Consider the following 15,137-nt stretch of genomic DNA (forward strand, 5'->3'; position numbering starts at 1 on the left):
GAAGAATATGTCGAAAAAAGGTAGCTACAAAAGTATCGGTGGTGATTTTCGCTACGGAGATGAAAGTGTCGCCCGGTTCATCAATGCGGTGATGCTCGATGGTAAAAAGGATGTTGCGGCCAGGATCGTATACGATGCTTTCGATATTATTGCCGAGAAGATGGCAGGGGAGGATCCTCTGGAGGTTTATCGCAGGGCCATGTCCAATATCGCTCCGGTAGTGGAGGTTCGCAGTAAAAGGGTCGGTGGCGCGACTTATCAGATTCCGATGGAGGTCAAGCCTTCGCGGAGGGGTGCTTTGGCGTTTCGCTGGCTGAAGCAGTATGCTGGCAAGCGCGGCGGCAGGTCAATGGCTGAAAAATTCGCTGCCGAGCTTATGGATGCGGCTAACGAGCAGGGTGCGTCGGTGAAGAAACGCGACGAGGTTCACAGGATGGCTGATGCGAACAAGGCTTTCGCTCACTTCCGGTTCTGATTTGTTGTAGGCTAATATATATAAGGTAGATAAAAGACTAATTTTTGTGTTATGACACGGCAGGTTGCTTTAGATAAGGTCCGCAATATTGGTATCATGGCCCACATCGATGCCGGTAAGACGACGACGACGGAGAGGATTCTTTACTATACCGGACGTCTCCACCGCATGGGTGAGGTGCACGAGGGTGGCGCGACGATGGACTGGATGGAGCAGGAAAAGGAGCGGGGCATTACGATCACTTCGGCGGCAACCACATGTTTCTGGGCTCCGAAGTATGGCAGTTATGCCGGGATCAAACACAGAATCAATATTATCGATACTCCCGGACACGTCGACTTTACCGTTGAGGTCGAGCGTTCATTGAGGGTTCTTGATGGTGCAGTTGCGCTCTTCTGCGCTGTCGGCGGTGTCGAGCCGCAGTCCGAAACCGTATGGCGCCAGGCCAACAAGTACGGTGTTCCGAGGATTGCCTATGTCAACAAGATGGATCGTACGGGCGCAAACTTCTTTGATGCGGTCAAAGCTATCAGGGAAAGGCTCGGGGCCAACCCGGTGCCCCTTCAGATACCGATCGGCGAGGGCGAGATGTTTGCCGGATTCGTCGATCTTATCAGAATGAAAGGGATTATCTATAACAAGGATGACGGCAGCACCTATAACGAAGTCGAAGTTCCTCATGATCTGCAGAATGAAGCCAGAACATGGAGGATCAATATGCTTGAAGCGGTTTCCGAAGTCGATGAAACCCTTCTCGAAAAGTACCTGAACGGCGAGGATATAACCGAAGAGGAGATCCGTAAGGTGCTCCGCCAGGCTACCCTCAATGTCGATATCATCCCGGTTCTTTGCGGTTCATCGTTCAAGAACAAGGGTGTGCAGTTTATGCTTGACGCGGTTGTCGAATATCTTGCGTCTCCGGTCGATGTAGGTGCTGTCGAGGGACATCATCCGAGAACCGAGGAGCCGGTCGTTCGCGAGCCTAATGATGAGGAGCCGTTTGCCGGTCTCGCTTTCAAGATTGCTACCGATCCTTTTGTCGGCAAGCTGACCTTTTTCAGGGTTTATTCCGGCGTGCTCAAAGCCGGCAGTTACGTACTCAATACGATGACCGGCAAGAAAGAGCGTATCGGTCGAGTGCTGCAGATGCATTCGAACAAACGCGAGGATATCGATTCGGTCTATGCCGGCGATATAGCGGCCGCAGTCGGTCTCAAAGAGGTAAGAACCGGCGATACCCTCTGTGATGAAAATCATCCCGTTGTGCTTGAGAAAATGGTCTTTCCCGAGCCGGTTATCCAGATCGCCATCGAGCCGAAGACGAAAGCTGATTCCGACAGACTCGGTATGTCGCTCGCAAAGCTTGCCGAAGAGGATCCGACCTTCAAGGTCAAAACCGATGAAGAGACGGGACAGACGCTGATTGCGGGAATGGGCGAGCTTCATCTTGAAATTCTGGTCGATCGACTCAAAAGAGAGTTCAAGGTCGAAGCAAACGTGGGTCAGCCGCAGGTTGCCTATCGCGAAACTATTCGCAAGGCGGTCGAGCACGAAGGCAAATTTGTCCGTCAGTCCGGAGGTAAAGGTCAGTTCGGTCTGGTGAATCTTAAGGTTGAACCCCTCGAAGAAGGAAAAGGGTATGAGTTTGTCGATGCCATCAAGGGCGGCGTCATTCCCCGTGAATATATTCCTGCCGTCAATGCCGGCATCCAGCAGGCGCTGAAAGATGGTGTCGTTGCAGGCTATCCGATGCAGGATGTTAAGGTTACGCTCTTCGACGGTAAATACCACGAAGTGGACTCGTCAGAAATGGCGTTCAAGATCGCCGGCTCCATCGGTTTCAAGGGAGCTGCCAAAAAAGCCGATCCGGTACTTCTCGAGCCGATCATGAAGGTGGAGGTTGTTACTCCGGAAGAGTATCTCGGCGATGTCATGGGTGATCTTTCGAGTCGCCGCGGACATATCGAAGGTATGGGTCAGCGCGCCGGAGCACAGTTCGTAGGGGCCAAGGTGCCGCTCTCCGCCATGTTCGGATACTCGACCGATCTGCGTTCGATGACGCAGGGACGGGCTAACTATTCGATGGAATTCGACTGTTACCGTGAAGTGCCCCGCAATATTGCGGATGCTCTGCAGGAGAAAAGAGTAAGCAAGGATTCGGAATAAGTGTATACAGGCAGTACCAGTTTTCATTATTACAACAATAACAGACAATCCAGAGGGAGATAAGTTATGGCAAAAGAGTCTTACAAAAGGGATAAGCCTCATGTCAATATCGGTACTATCGGTCACGTTGACCATGGTAAAACAACCTTGACCGCGGCAATCACCTCGGTGCTTTCCAAGCAGGGTCTTGCCGAGCATCGCGAATTCGGTGATATCGATAAAGCACCGGAAGAGAGAGAACGCGGTATTACCATTTCCACGGCACACGTCGAGTACCAGACCAAAAAGCGCCACTATGCGCACATCGACTGTCCCGGCCACGCTGACTACATCAAAAACATGATCACCGGTGCAGCTCAGATGGACGGAGCTATTCTCGTCGTAGCCGGTACCGATGGCCCTATGCCTCAGACCCGTGAGCACATTCTTCTTGCCCGTCAGGTGAACGTTCCGGCCCTTGTCGTATTTCTCAATAAAGTCGACATTGCCGATCCGGAGCTGCTCGAGCTTGTGGAACTCGAACTCAGAGAGCTTCTGACCGAATACAACTTCCCTGGCGACGACATCCCGATCATCAAAGGATCGGCGCTGAAAGCGCTTGACGGCGATCCTGAAGGCGAAAAAGCGATCATGGAGCTTATGGATGCCGTTGATGAATTTATTCCCCAGCCTGTTCGCGACGTTGACAAGCCGTTCCTTATGCCGGTCGAAGACGTGTTCTCCATCTCCGGCCGCGGTACCGTTGGTACCGGCAGGATCGAAAGAGGCCGCATTAAAATCAACGAGGAAGTAGAGATCGTCGGTATCAAACCGACCCGCAAATCGGTCGTTACCGGTATCGAAATGTTCCAGAAGCTGCTCGACGAAGGTCAGGCAGGTGATAACGCCGGCCTTCTCCTCAGGGGCGTCGACAAGAACGAACTCGAGCGCGGCATGGTTATCGCCAAACCAGGCAGCATCAAACCGCACACCAAGTTTGAAGCTCAGGTCTACATCCTGAAAAAGGAAGAGGGTGGTCGTCATACACCGTTCTTCAACGGTTACCGTCCCCAGTTCTACTTCAGAACCACCGACGTTACCGGTTCCGTAACGCTGCCTGAAGGCGTCGAGATGGTTATGCCTGGCGACAACCTCTCGGTTGCTGTCGAGCTGATCGCTCCTATCGCAATGGATGAGAACCTCCGCTTCGCTATCCGCGAAGGCGGCCGTACCGTTGGTGCAGGTTCCGTTACCAAGATCATCGAGTAATCCAGAGTGATGCTGTCCCGGGGCGGGGCTTTAACCTCCCGCCCCTTTTTTATTGCTAACAAAGAAACAGGGTTGACAAGTGGCTGTACAGCAAAAGATAAGAATCAAGCTCAAGTCTTACGACCATAGCCTGGTTGATAAATGGGCTTTACGGATTATTGATGTGGTGAAGCAGACGGATGCCATCATCTTCGGTCCCATACCGCTGCCGACCAAGGCGCATGTTTATACGGTAAACCGTTCTCCGCATGTCGATAAGAAATCCCGTGAGCAGTTCTCGTTTTCGTCCCATAAAAGGCTGATCGAGATCATCAATCCTACTGCCAGGACCATCGATATGCTGATGAAGCTCGAGCTTCCAAGCGGTGTAGATGTTGAAATTAAGTCTTAACGAATTAGAAAAGCTAATCATATATGGGTGCGATTCTTGGAAAGAAAATCGGCATGACCCGTTTATACAATGATAAACGCGAGGCGATATCCTGTACTGTTATCCAGGCAGGCCCGTGCTTTGTGACGCAGGTGAAGAGTGCAGAGAAGGATGGCTATGACGCGTATCAGATCGGTATCGGGGAAAGGGATGAAAAAAAGGTCAACAAACCACTGCAGGGTCATTACAGGAAGGCCGGAGTCACACCAGGCTTTATGATGGCGGAATTCACCAAAGCCTATTTCAGCGAAGAGCTCGAAGCAGGCAATCCGGTCAGCGTGGAGTTGTTCAAGGAAGGCGAAAAGGTCAATGTTCTTGGTGTTTCCAAGGGTAAAGGCTTTGCCGGCGTGGTTAAACGCCATAATTTCGGCGGCGGATCGAGAACGCATGGTCAGTCCGACAGGTTGCGTGCTCCGGGTTCGGTCGGCGGATCTTCCGACCCATCAAGAACCTTCAAGGGTACGAGGATGGCCGGACGCATGGGAAGCGACAATATCACCGTCAAGAATCTTGAGATAGTCAAGGTTATGCCGGAATCCAATCTGCTGGTGATCAAAGGTGCAGTGCCGGGCGCAAAGAACTCCTATGTAAAGATTGTTTCTATCAAAAAGTAAACGCTGATAGCACCATAGTTATGGAACTCAAAGTCTTAAATACCGGCGGCACTGAAACAGGGGAAGTTGTTACGCTCAGTGATGAAATCTTCGGCGCTGAAATATCTGAACATGCAATGTATCTCGACGTCAAGTCGATTCTCGCCAATAGAAGACAGGGGACACACAAGGCGAAAACCCGTGCGGAAGTAAGAGGAGGCGGCAAAAAGCCGTATCGTCAGAAAGGCACAGGAAATGCACGCCAGGGATCAACCCGCTCTCCGCTTATGGTTGGCGGCGGCACTATTTTCGGTCCCCAGCCACGCAGCTACGAGCAGAAAGTTAACAGGAAGGTCAAGCAGCTTGCACGCCGTTCGGCGCTCAGCGCGAAAGCACAGGCCGGACAGATCGTTGTCGTCGAGGATTTCAAACTTGGCGAGATTAAAACAAAGCCGGTGGCAGATATATTGAAAAACCTCGGTCTTGCTGAAAAGAAGACCCTCATGCTGACTCCGGAGTACGATATGATTATCGCCCGTTCGGGGAGAAATATCGAAGCCCTCAATATCATGACTGCAGAAAAAGCTTCGACGTATGATATACTTGACAGTCAGGCGGTTGTTTTTCAGAAAACCGCATTGAAAAAAATAGAGGATACATTAGGGTAATTGCAGGTTTCCAGTAAAAAGGAGTGAATGAGATGAAAAACCCGTTATTACGGCCATGGTTAACGGAAAAAAGCACAGGTCTGACAGAAAAGAAGGGTCAGTATGTGTTTGTTGTCAAGCCGGATGCAGATAAAACCGACATCAGGAACGCTGTGGAAAAAAAATTCGGCGTAACAGTTAAATCGGTGCGTACCGTGAACTGTCTTGGCAAGGCGAAACGTCAGTTTACCCGAAAAGGGCTGATTGCCGGAAAAAAGAGTGACTGGAAAAAAGCCGTCATTACGCTTGCAGAAGGGCAGTCGATCGACTACTACTCCGGTTCTGCACAGAAAGGCGAAGGATAGAAAACACAACAAGGATTAGATCATAATTGCAATGGCAATCAGGAAATTAGCGCCGATAACTCCAGGGTCGCGGTTCATGTCATACCCTGGCTTTGAGGAGATTACAAAAAGTGAGCCGGAAAAAAGTCTTCTCGTTCCACTCAAAAAAAGCGGCGGCAGAAACAGCGCTGGCCGGAAGACTTCGCGTCACAGAGGAGGCGGGCACAAGCGTCATTACCGGATCGTTGACTTCAAAAGGAACAAGGATGGCATTCCCGCGAAAGTCGCTGCAATCGAGTATGATCCGAACCGTTCATCAAGAATTGCATTATTGCATTACAATGACGGAGAAAAACGTTATATTCTCGCCCCGAAAGGTCTGAAGGTCGGCGATCAGTTAGAGAGCGGTGAAAAGGTGGAAATCAGGGCAGGAAACACCATGCCTTTGAAAAATATACCACTCGGCACCGATATCCACAACGTCGAGATGCGGGCCGGCAAGGGCGGACAGATAGTGCGTTCAGCAGGAGCATTTGCAGTACTTGCCGCTCGTGAAGGCGATTACGCCACTCTGAGACTCCCATCCGGGGAAATCCGCAAGGTCAGGGTCGAGTGTCGTGCCACTATCGGTGTCGTGGGTAACTCAGATCACGAAAATATTGTGCTTGGAAAAGCCGGAAGAAGCCGCTGGCTCGGTATCCGGCCTCAGACGAGAGGTATGGCCATGAACCCGGTGGATCATCCGATGGGTGGTGGCGAAGGCAAATCCAAATCCGGCGGCGGAAGAAGGCATCCGAAGTCGCCGTGGGGACAGCTTGCAAAGGGTCTGAAAACGAGAAACAAAAAGAAAGCCTCTTCAAAGCTCATAGTCCGCGGCAGGAACGCCAAATAATTGTAGCGCTTAATTATAACAAGCAGAGAAAGTATGCCAAGATCACTTAAAAAGGGACCGTTCATTGAGACAAGACTGGAACAGCGGATCCTTGATATGAACACCAGGGGTGAAAAGAAGGTCGTAAAAACCTGGTCCAGAAGTTCAATGATTTCACCTGATTTTGTCGGTCACACGATTGCCGTCCACAATGGCAAAACTCACGTTCCTGTGTATGTCAGCGACAACATGGTTGGTCATAAGCTTGGCGAGTTCGCTCCGACCAGAAACTTTCGCGGCCATGCCGGCGGGAAGTCTGAAAAAGGCGGCTCGGCACCAAGGAAAAAGTAACATGAATAACGCGAAAGGGTAAGATAACCATGCAAGCAAAAGCAATATTACGTCATACGCCAACATCGCCCAGAAAGATGCGTCTTTTGGCTGGGCTCGTTCGTGGTAAGCAGGTCGATCAGGCAAAAGCTATTCTCCTGAACTCTACAAAAAGCGCTTCAAGGAATGTCATGTTGACCCTTAAATCCGCAGTCGCCAATTATGCGCAGCTCAACCCTGATGAGAGGGTAAGCGATCAGGAACTGTTTGTCAAGGCCGTTTATGTCGATCAGGGTGCGACACTCAAAAGAATGCTTCCGGCACCGATGGGACGTGCTTACAGGGTTCGCAAGCGTTCGAATCACCTGACTGTCATCGTCGACAAGGTTAGCAATCCAGTAAATAAAAAATAACAAGGAGAGAACATTGGGTCAGAAAGTTAATCCTACTGGATTCAGGCTTGGTATCATAAAGGACTGGACTTCCCGCTGGTACGACGACAGTCCTGTTATTTCGGATAAAATCAAGCAGGATTATGTTATCCGCAACTATGTGCAGGCAAGGCTGAAAAGGGAGAAAGCCGGTATCGCGCGCATCGTTATCGAGCGGACCACCAAACATATCAAGATAAATATCTATGCGGCCCGTCCGGGTGCAGTCGTAGGACGCAAGGGTGAAGAGATCAATAACCTCTCACAGGAACTCAGCCGTATTACAGGTAAAGAGGTGAAGATTGACGTCGTCGAGGTTGTGAAGCCCGAAACCGAGGCCCAGCTCATCGGCGAGAATATCGCATACCAGCTCGAAAATCGCGTCTCCTTCAGAAGAGCCATGAAGCAGGCTATCCAGCAGGCGATGAGGGCCGGTGCTGAAGGCGTGAGGATCCGTTGCGCAGGACGTCTCGGCGGTGCAGAAATCGCAAGGGCGGAGCAGTACAAGGAAGGAAAGATTCCGCTCCATACCATTCGCGCCAACGTGGACTATGCAAGCGTAACCGCACATACCATTGCCGGCACCATAGGTATCAAAGTCTGGGTATACAAGGGCGAAGTACTTGTTCAGCGCATCGATGCCATTGAAGAGGAAGAGCTGAAGAAGATGAAAGACCGCCGCTCCGATTCGAAGTCGAGGCCCCGCGACCCGCGCAGCAAGCGCCGTCGCCGCACGAAGCGCGCATAATGATTTATACATTACAATCAGAAAAAGAATGGAGTTGTCGGTATGTTAATGCCAAAAAGAGTTACATATAGAAAGACGCAGCGGGGTCGCATGAAAGGCAATGCGGGCCGCGGAACGACAGTGTCTTTCGGTTCTTTCGGTCTTAAAGCTCTGGAGCCGGCGTGGATTACGAGCCGTCAGATAGAGGCCGCCCGTGTTGCCATGAACAGGTATATGAAAAGGGACGGGAAAATCTGGATCAGAATATTTCCCGATAAGCCTGTAACCAAGAAGGCCGCTGAAACCCGAATGGGTTCCGGAAAAGGTTCTCCTGAATTCTGGGTAGCCGTTGTAAAGCCCGGCAGAGTCATGTTCGAGGCTGAAGGCGTATCGAAAGAGATCGCTACAGAAGCGTTCAGGCTTGCTGCACAGAAACTGCCGATCAAGACAAAGTTCATTGTTCGGCCGGATTACGAAGGATAACCGACCAACATATACTGACAAGAGGATTATAACCATGAAAAAGCACGAAGTAGCGGCCATGAGCAAGCAGGAATTGATCGACAGGATCAGTGAGCTCGAGGACAGGATTGCCGATATCAATTTCTTTAAGGTGATAGAACTGCCGCAGAATCCGATGGTGTTCCGCAATTCGCGGCGCGACATCGCCCGCATGAAGACACAGCTCCATAAAATGAACGCTGCAGAAGCCGGGAAGAACTGATCAAGGCAATAACAAACGGTTTACGATTCAATGGAAGAAAATAAAACAGGAACTGCCGCAATGGAACAGAACGCCGTCGCAAGGGGACGTAAAAAAAGCTGGCAGGGCAAGGTCGTCAGCGACAAAATGGACAAGGCAATAGTTGTTGCTGTCGAGCGCAGGGTACAGCATCCGGTCTACAAGAAATATTTCAAAAAGACCACCAGGCTGATGGCGCACGACGAAAAAAATGAAGCAGGCATCGGAGATCTCGTTAAAATCGTGGAATGCAGGCCGCTGAGCAAAAGAAAAAGCTGCCGTCTCGTCGAAATTATCGAGAAAGCCAGGTAAGAAGGACTCTTTATACATTAAAAAGGTTGAATCAGGATGATCCAGAAAGAAACAAATCTGGTTGTTGCAGATAACAGCGGTGCCAAGAAAGTTCGTTGTATTCATGTCTTCGGTGGAACCGGCAGACGCTATGCAGGTCTCGGCGACCAGGTGATCGTATCGGTCAAGGCCGCTGTTCCTGGCGGTGTGGTGAAAAAGAAAGATGTATGTAAAGCTGTTGTCGTCCGGTGCGTCAAGGAGCAGAAAAGAAAGGACGGATCGTATATCCGTTTCGATGAAAATGCCGTCGTGCTGCTCAATGCGCAGGGCGAACCGAGAGGTACGCGTATATTCGGGCCAGTCGCCAGAGAATTACGCGATAGAAAATATATGAAAATCGTATCTTTGGCGCCTGAAGTGCTGTAAGGTTTTCAAGCGGGAGTAACTCAGTTGGTAGAGTCACAGCCTTCCAAGCTGTTGGTCGCGAGTTCGAGTCTCGTCTCCCGCTCAGGATTTTATGAATACTATCATATCAGTGAAAAATGAAAACAGGGATCAAAAAAGTTAAGCTGCATGTCAGAAAAGACGACAATGTCGTTGTCATCAGCGGAAACGATAGGGGCAAGGCAGGGAAGGTGCTGAAAGTATTTCCACAGAAATGCAGGGTGATCGTTGAAGGCGTGAACATCAGAAAGCGACATATGAAACCGACGCAGAGCCATCCGCAGGGTGCCATTATCGAGAGGGAGTTTCCGATCCACGCATCGAACGTCAAGAAAAGTTAAGCAGTAACAGCAATACATAAGCCGGGATGACCAAGACCATTCCGGAAATAACGGATAATAATGACAAAGAAAAAAGAAACAGCGCCTGTCGAAAACGTCGAAGCTCGGCTTGACGCATTTTACCGTGAGAAGGTCGTTCCCAAGCTCATGGAGAGGTTCCAGTACAAAAACATCATGATGGTGCCGAAGCTTCAGAAAATCGCCATCAATATCGGTGTCGGAGAAGCCGCAGCAGAGCCGAAGCTGCTTGAGACTGCCATGTCGGAACTTGCGCAGATTACCGGTCAGAAACCGCAGATACGCAAATCGAGAAAGGCGATTTCGAACTTCAAGCTCCGCGAAAACCAGGCAATCGGATGCCGGGTAACGCTCCGCAGAAAAACCATGTACGAGTTTCTTGACCGTTTTGTCAGTCTGGCCGTTCCGAGGATCCGCGATTTCCGCGGTCTGAACGATACCAGTTTTGACGGACGGGGCAACTATACAACCGGTATCAGGGAGCAGATCATATTCCCGGAAATCGATATCGATAAAGTACCGAGAATATCTGGAATGGATATCACCTTCGTGACATCCGCTGCTACCGATGAAGAGGCGTATGTACTGCTTGCCGAGCTTGGTATGCCATTCAAAAAGAAGAACAACTAACTTATCAGGAAATCCGAAATGGCCAGGAAAAGCATTATTGCACGGAACGAGAAAAGGAAAAAGCTTGTAGAAAAATATGCTGCAAAGCGCGAAGAACTGTTAAAAGCCGGCGATTACGAAGCACTTCGCAAACTGCCGAGAGACAGCTCCGCAACCAGGGTCAGAACCCGTTGCGTCCTTACCGGTCGTGGAAGAGGTGTGTACGAAAAATTCGGGCTATGCCGCCAGATGTTCCGGAAACTCGCCCTTGAAGGCAAGATTCCAGGTGTCAGGAAGGCAAGCTGGTAAGGGGTTCAGTATTACCGGAAAAGAGAGAGATTTGTTCATTTTTGAAAGTAACCAACGTTTGCTATGCCTGTAACGGATTCTATTGCAGATTATATCACCCGTATCAGAAATGCGGGGAGAGCGAAAAATAAAACCACCGATATCCCGTATTCGAAGCTGAGGGAGAATATATCCCGTTTGCTTGTTGAAAAGGGTTATATAAAGAACTTTACAGTCATCACGGCCGAGCAGTTTCCGTTCATTCGGGTCGAGTTGAAATATGTCGCAGAAGGTGAGCCTGCGATTCGGGAGATTACCAGGGTGAGCAAGCCCGGAAGAAGAGTGTACCAGGGCAAAGATATCAAGAAGTATCTTGGCGGCCTCGGACTTTACATTCTTTCTTCATCGAAAGGCATCATTACCGATAAAGAAGCCCGCGAGCAGGGCGTCGGCGGTGAGATACTCTTCCGTATCTATTAATTCATAAGCCAAAGCGTACAGGAATATCATGTCAAGAATAGGAAAAATGCCGATAAATCTGGGAAACCAGGCAAAGATCGAGGTCAGTGAGGATAATATAACGGTGACCGGTCCGAAGGGCACGCTTGAGCAGGCGATGGTTTCGCAGGTATCGGTGAAGGAAGAAAACGGATCCGTTACAGTCGGAAGAATCGATGACAGCAAGAAGTCCAGGGCAATGCACGGTCTCTACAGAATGCTTATCAGCAATATGATTGAAGGCGTGACGAAAGGGTTCACCAGAAAGCTCGAAATCGCAGGCGTCGGTTATCGCGCCGAGCTGAAAAACGATCTGCTGGCTCTCTCTCTCGGCTATTCGCACATGATCTATTTCAAAGCACCTGACAGCATCAAGATAGAGGTTCCCGATCAGACAACCATTCTGATAAGCGGCATCGATAAAGCGCTTGTCGGTCAGGTCGCCTCCAAGATCCGTTCATTCAGGAAGCCGGAACCGTATCGTGGCAAGGGAATCAAGTACGAAGGTGAGATCATTCGCCGCAAGGAAGGCAAGGCAGCCGGAAAGTAAGAGCGAAAACAGTCAGGCAATAACATTATTACGGTTGAAGAGAATGAGTCAAATCGATAAGGCCTCACGCAGGCAGAAAATCAAGGACAGAAGCAGGAAGCAGGTCCATGGAACGGAATCGAAACCGAGACTCTGTGTTTACAGAAGTCTGTCGCAGATCTATGCGCAACTGATCGACGACGATAAAGGTGCGACCATCATGGCCGTATCGAGTATGTCCAGGGAAAACAAGGCTCTTGAAGGCACGAAAACCGATGTCTGCCGTATTATTGGCAAGCAGCTCGGAGAAATGGCCAAAGCAAAGGGCATTACCAGCGTCATATTCGACAGAAACGGATTTCGTTATCACGGCAGAGTGAAAGCGTTGGCGGATGGTGCGCGGGAAGCCGGCCTGGTCTTTTAAAAAACCTTACAAAGAGAACGTTACATGTCGAAAATATCTGTAAAGAATATCAGGCCGGGAGAATTGAATCTGAAGGAGAAGCTGGTTCATATCAACAGAACAGCAAAGGTTGTAAAAGGTGGTAAACGTTTCGGATTCAATGCTATTGTAGTGGTGGGCGACAAGGAAGGTCATGTCGGATATGGTCTTGGAAAAGCCAATGAAGTACAGGATGCCATTGCCAAAGGGGTGGAAGACGGAAAGAAGAATGTGATCAAGGTTCCCATAATCAAGGGCACTATTCCGCATCAGGTTATTGCTAAATACGGTTCAGCCAAAGTGCTGATGAAGCCGGCAACTCCCGGTACAGGTCTTATTGCCGGAGGCGCAGTTCGCGCTGTGCTTGAGATGGCAGGAGTTCATGATGTGCTGACCAAATCGCTCGGTTCATCCAATCCGCATAACGTCGTCAAAGCAGCGATCAAGGGACTGCAGAGCATGTCCGATGCAATGGATGTGGCCGAAAGACGGTCAAAGAGCCTTAAAGAGGTTTTTGAAAGCTAAACAGAAGATAGAGTAAGAAGTCATGAGCGAGAAAACAATACGGATAACACAGGTTCGCAGCGTTATAGGGTGCACCAAAAAACAGAAAGACACGATCAAGGCTCTTGGTCTCGGTCGTCCGAATTATTCGGTGGCAAAGCAGGACAATCCCTGCCTTCGCGGTCAGATTCGGGTGGTTCAGCACCTTGTAAAGGTTGAAGAGAATTAAGATTTTACTAATAGCAAGTCGGGAATCGATATCATGGATTTAAGTTCACTTCGTCCAGCAAAAGGCGCGGTAAAAAACAGGAAACGTGTCGGCCGCGGACAGGGGTCCGGTAACGGAACTACTGCCGGTAAGGGTAATAAAGGCCAGCAGTCAAGAAGCGGTTATCAGAAGCCGATCAATGAAGGTGGTCAGATACCGATTTATCGCAGGCTTCCAAAATTCGGATTCACTCCTCCGGACAGAAAGTCAGTCAAGACACTCAATGTCTCACAGATAGAGGCATGGATCGAGGAAGGTCTGATTGATGGAACCGAGATTTCCGTGCTGGACCTGAAGGCATTGTGCAATGCAAGTTACGCCGATTACTTCAAGATTCTCGGTAACGGCGAAATCACCAAGCCTGTAAATATAACGGCACATTTTTTCAGCAAGAGCGCCGAAGAGAAAATAGCAAAAGCTGGCGGTTCGGTTACAAAGGCCTACCGTACGCTTGAAGAAGCTTCCAAAATAGCAGATCTGTCGGTCGAAGAGGCTCTCCTGAAACCGAAAGCTCCGCTTGTAAAGAGAGTTAAGAAATCAGCAAAGTCCTGAATATCGCCTGACCCGTTATGAAGCTTATCGAAAGTATACGCAATATCAATAAAATCCCGGAGCTTCGGCAGCGGATCCTTTATGCCCTTCTTCTTCTGTTCGTCTACAGGCTTGGTTCTCACATTACCTTGCCGGGCGTCGATGCGTCAGCAGTAGCTGCCGCATCACCCGCCCACTCGAACGACCTTTTCGGACTTTTCGATCTCTTCGTCGGCGGTGCGTTTACGCGAGCCTCCATCTTCTCGCTGGGCATAATGCCCTACATCTCGGCTTCCATTATCATACAGCTTCTCGGAGCCGTTACTCCTTATGTGCAGAAACTGCAGAAGGAAGGAGAGGAAGGACGCCAGCGAATCAATCAGATGACCCGATACGGCACGGTGATGATAGCAGCTCTCCAGGCATGGGGGGTAACGGTCAGTCTAGCCAGTCCAGCATCATTCGGTATGGTGGTGGTTCCCGACCCTGGTTGGTTCTTTACACTGAACGCAGTATGCATTCTGACGGCATCGACCGTATTCGTGATGTGGCTTGGCGAGCGAATAACTGAGCGGGGTATCGGCAATGGAATATCGCTCATCATCATGATCGGCATACTTGCCGCTTTTCCGCAATCGCTTGTTGCCGAATTCAGATCGGTATCGCTCGGAAGCAAAAACTGGATCGTCGAGATCATCATTCTTGCCATGATGGCTGCAATCGTCGCATTCGTCGTCGTACTGACTGTCGGAACGCGCAGGATACCCGTTCAGCACGCAAAGCGGGTCGTTGGCCGAAAAGTCTATGGCGGCAGTACACAGTACATTCCAATGCGCATCAATACAGCAGGCGTTATGCCCATTATATTTGCGCAGTCGATCATGTTTCTTCCGGCTACATTCCTTTCGTTTTTTCCGGAAAACGAGATAATGCAGAGTATATCCGGAGCATTTGCTTACGATTCATGGTGGTATGCGCTGATATTCGGCACAATGATCGTTTTCTTTACCTACTTTTATACAGCCATAGCATTCAATCCAAAAGAGGTTGCAGATACCATGCGCAGGCAGGGTGGATTCATTCCTGGCGTCAGGCCGGGCAAGAGCACTGCCGATTTCATCGACAACATCCTTACCCGCATTACCCTTCCTGGCGCGATCTCTCTGGCGCTGATTGCGGTACTTCCGACCTTCCTGACAAAATTCGCAAACGTAACACCCGGATTTGCCCAGTTTTTCGGCGGAACGAGTCTGCTCATTATTGTCGGTGTCGGCCTCGATACCCTACAGCAGATAGAAAGCCATCTGCTCATGCGTCATTACGACGGATTCATGAAGACCGGCAAAATGAGAAGCCGACAGAAGTCGTAA

The 15,137-nt window shown here is 50.0% G+C and carries 25 protein-coding genes and 1 tRNA gene; all 26 read left to right on the forward strand.

The window, feature by feature from the left end; all coding sequences use genetic code 11:
• Window positions 1-7: 7 nt before the first annotated feature.
• The 26 genes from rpsG to secY all read left to right on the forward strand — a co-directional run bounded on the left by rpsG (window position 8) and on the right by secY (window position 15,137).
• A complete protein-coding gene (gene rpsG, locus K4305_RS05485) occupies window positions 8-475 on the forward strand; it encodes a 30S ribosomal protein S7 (RefSeq protein ID WP_331561394.1) in 468 nt (155 codons plus the stop codon).
• A gap of 51 nt (window positions 476-526) precedes the next feature.
• Complete coding sequence (gene fusA / locus K4305_RS05490; RefSeq protein ID WP_331561395.1) at window positions 527-2,641, forward strand: elongation factor G; 2,115 nt, start codon at window positions 527-529, stop codon at window positions 2,639-2,641.
• A gap of 66 nt (window positions 2,642-2,707) precedes the next feature.
• Window positions 2,708-3,889: an elongation factor Tu gene (tuf, locus tag K4305_RS05495; protein ID WP_331561396.1), complete on the forward strand. Its 1,182-nt coding sequence runs from the start codon at window positions 2,708-2,710 to the stop codon at window positions 3,887-3,889.
• 79 nt (window positions 3,890-3,968) lie between these two features.
• On the forward strand, window positions 3,969-4,280 hold the full coding sequence (gene rpsJ / locus K4305_RS05500) for a 30S ribosomal protein S10 (protein WP_292001667.1): 312 nt from the start codon (window positions 3,969-3,971) through the stop codon (window positions 4,278-4,280).
• Between the two features lie 23 nt (window positions 4,281-4,303).
• Window positions 4,304-4,933, forward strand: coding sequence for a 50S ribosomal protein L3 (gene rplC / locus K4305_RS05505; RefSeq protein WP_331561397.1), 630 nt, complete (start codon window positions 4,304-4,306; stop codon window positions 4,931-4,933).
• A gap of 20 nt (window positions 4,934-4,953) precedes the next feature.
• Entirely contained in the window at window positions 4,954-5,580 is a 627-nt protein-coding gene (rplD, locus tag K4305_RS05510; protein WP_331561398.1) for a 50S ribosomal protein L4, read from the forward strand.
• A gap of 32 nt (window positions 5,581-5,612) precedes the next feature.
• Window positions 5,613-5,924 carry a 50S ribosomal protein L23 gene (gene rplW / locus K4305_RS05515; protein ID WP_331561399.1) on the forward strand — a complete coding sequence of 104 codons (312 nt, stop codon included), beginning with the start codon at window positions 5,613-5,615 and terminating at the stop codon, window positions 5,922-5,924.
• A gap of 31 nt (window positions 5,925-5,955) precedes the next feature.
• Window positions 5,956-6,795 (forward strand): 50S ribosomal protein L2, encoded by an 840-nt coding sequence (rplB, locus tag K4305_RS05520; RefSeq protein WP_331561400.1) that lies wholly within the window; start codon window positions 5,956-5,958, stop codon window positions 6,793-6,795.
• 33 nt (window positions 6,796-6,828) lie between these two features.
• Window positions 6,829-7,125, forward strand: coding sequence for a 30S ribosomal protein S19 (gene rpsS / locus K4305_RS05525; protein WP_331561401.1), 297 nt, complete (start codon window positions 6,829-6,831; stop codon window positions 7,123-7,125).
• Window positions 7,126-7,154: 29 nt separating this feature from the next.
• Window positions 7,155-7,517, forward strand: a complete 363-nt coding sequence (gene rplV / locus K4305_RS05530) for a 50S ribosomal protein L22 (RefSeq protein WP_331561402.1) — start codon at window positions 7,155-7,157, stop codon at window positions 7,515-7,517.
• Window positions 7,518-7,530: 13 nt separating this feature from the next.
• Window positions 7,531-8,283: a 30S ribosomal protein S3 gene (rpsC, locus tag K4305_RS05535; protein WP_331561403.1), complete on the forward strand. Its 753-nt coding sequence runs from the start codon at window positions 7,531-7,533 to the stop codon at window positions 8,281-8,283.
• 42 nt (window positions 8,284-8,325) lie between these two features.
• Window positions 8,326-8,745 (forward strand): 50S ribosomal protein L16, encoded by a 420-nt coding sequence (rplP, locus tag K4305_RS05540; RefSeq protein WP_331561404.1) that lies wholly within the window; start codon window positions 8,326-8,328, stop codon window positions 8,743-8,745.
• 34 nt (window positions 8,746-8,779) lie between these two features.
• Window positions 8,780-8,986 carry a 50S ribosomal protein L29 gene (gene rpmC / locus K4305_RS05545; RefSeq protein WP_331561405.1) on the forward strand — a complete coding sequence of 69 codons (207 nt, stop codon included), beginning with the start codon at window positions 8,780-8,782 and terminating at the stop codon, window positions 8,984-8,986.
• A 30-nt stretch (window positions 8,987-9,016) separates the two neighbouring features.
• Window positions 9,017-9,316 carry a 30S ribosomal protein S17 gene (gene rpsQ / locus K4305_RS05550; protein ID WP_331561406.1) on the forward strand — a complete coding sequence of 100 codons (300 nt, stop codon included), beginning with the start codon at window positions 9,017-9,019 and terminating at the stop codon, window positions 9,314-9,316.
• 36 nt (window positions 9,317-9,352) lie between these two features.
• Window positions 9,353-9,721 (forward strand): 50S ribosomal protein L14, encoded by a 369-nt coding sequence (gene rplN / locus K4305_RS05555; protein WP_331561407.1) that lies wholly within the window; start codon window positions 9,353-9,355, stop codon window positions 9,719-9,721.
• A gap of 9 nt (window positions 9,722-9,730) precedes the next feature.
• Window positions 9,731-9,803: transfer RNA gene (locus K4305_RS05560), tRNA-Gly, on the forward strand.
• A 34-nt stretch (window positions 9,804-9,837) separates the two neighbouring features.
• Entirely contained in the window at window positions 9,838-10,080 is a 243-nt protein-coding gene (rplX, locus tag K4305_RS05565; RefSeq protein WP_442880429.1) for a 50S ribosomal protein L24, read from the forward strand.
• A gap of 60 nt (window positions 10,081-10,140) precedes the next feature.
• Complete coding sequence (rplE, locus tag K4305_RS05570; RefSeq protein WP_331561408.1) at window positions 10,141-10,728, forward strand: 50S ribosomal protein L5; 588 nt, start codon at window positions 10,141-10,143, stop codon at window positions 10,726-10,728.
• Window positions 10,729-10,746: 18 nt separating this feature from the next.
• Window positions 10,747-11,016, forward strand: coding sequence for a 30S ribosomal protein S14 (rpsN, locus tag K4305_RS05575; RefSeq protein WP_331561409.1), 270 nt, complete (start codon window positions 10,747-10,749; stop codon window positions 11,014-11,016).
• Between the two features lie 63 nt (window positions 11,017-11,079).
• Window positions 11,080-11,475, forward strand: coding sequence for a 30S ribosomal protein S8 (gene rpsH, locus K4305_RS05580; RefSeq protein ID WP_331561410.1), 396 nt, complete (start codon window positions 11,080-11,082; stop codon window positions 11,473-11,475).
• A 28-nt stretch (window positions 11,476-11,503) separates the two neighbouring features.
• A complete protein-coding gene (rplF, locus tag K4305_RS05585) occupies window positions 11,504-12,043 on the forward strand; it encodes a 50S ribosomal protein L6 (RefSeq protein WP_331561411.1) in 540 nt (179 codons plus the stop codon).
• A 43-nt stretch (window positions 12,044-12,086) separates the two neighbouring features.
• Window positions 12,087-12,446, forward strand: a complete 360-nt coding sequence (gene rplR, locus K4305_RS05590) for a 50S ribosomal protein L18 (protein WP_331561412.1) — start codon at window positions 12,087-12,089, stop codon at window positions 12,444-12,446.
• A gap of 24 nt (window positions 12,447-12,470) precedes the next feature.
• Entirely contained in the window at window positions 12,471-12,989 is a 519-nt protein-coding gene (gene rpsE, locus K4305_RS05595; protein WP_331561413.1) for a 30S ribosomal protein S5, read from the forward strand.
• Between the two features lie 22 nt (window positions 12,990-13,011).
• Window positions 13,012-13,197 carry a 50S ribosomal protein L30 gene (gene rpmD, locus K4305_RS05600; protein ID WP_331561414.1) on the forward strand — a complete coding sequence of 62 codons (186 nt, stop codon included), beginning with the start codon at window positions 13,012-13,014 and terminating at the stop codon, window positions 13,195-13,197.
• Between the two features lie 33 nt (window positions 13,198-13,230).
• The gene (gene rplO / locus K4305_RS05605) at window positions 13,231-13,788 is read left to right on the forward strand and encodes a 50S ribosomal protein L15 (RefSeq protein ID WP_331561415.1); all 558 of its coding nucleotides are present in this window, start codon (window positions 13,231-13,233) and stop codon (window positions 13,786-13,788) included.
• A gap of 17 nt (window positions 13,789-13,805) precedes the next feature.
• Complete coding sequence (secY, locus tag K4305_RS05610; protein WP_331561416.1) at window positions 13,806-15,137, forward strand: preprotein translocase subunit SecY; 1,332 nt, start codon at window positions 13,806-13,808, stop codon at window positions 15,135-15,137.

Source organism: Chlorobium sp., from assembly GCF_036528655.1.
Lineage (GTDB): Bacteria > Bacteroidota > Chlorobiia > Chlorobiales > Chlorobiaceae > Chlorobium.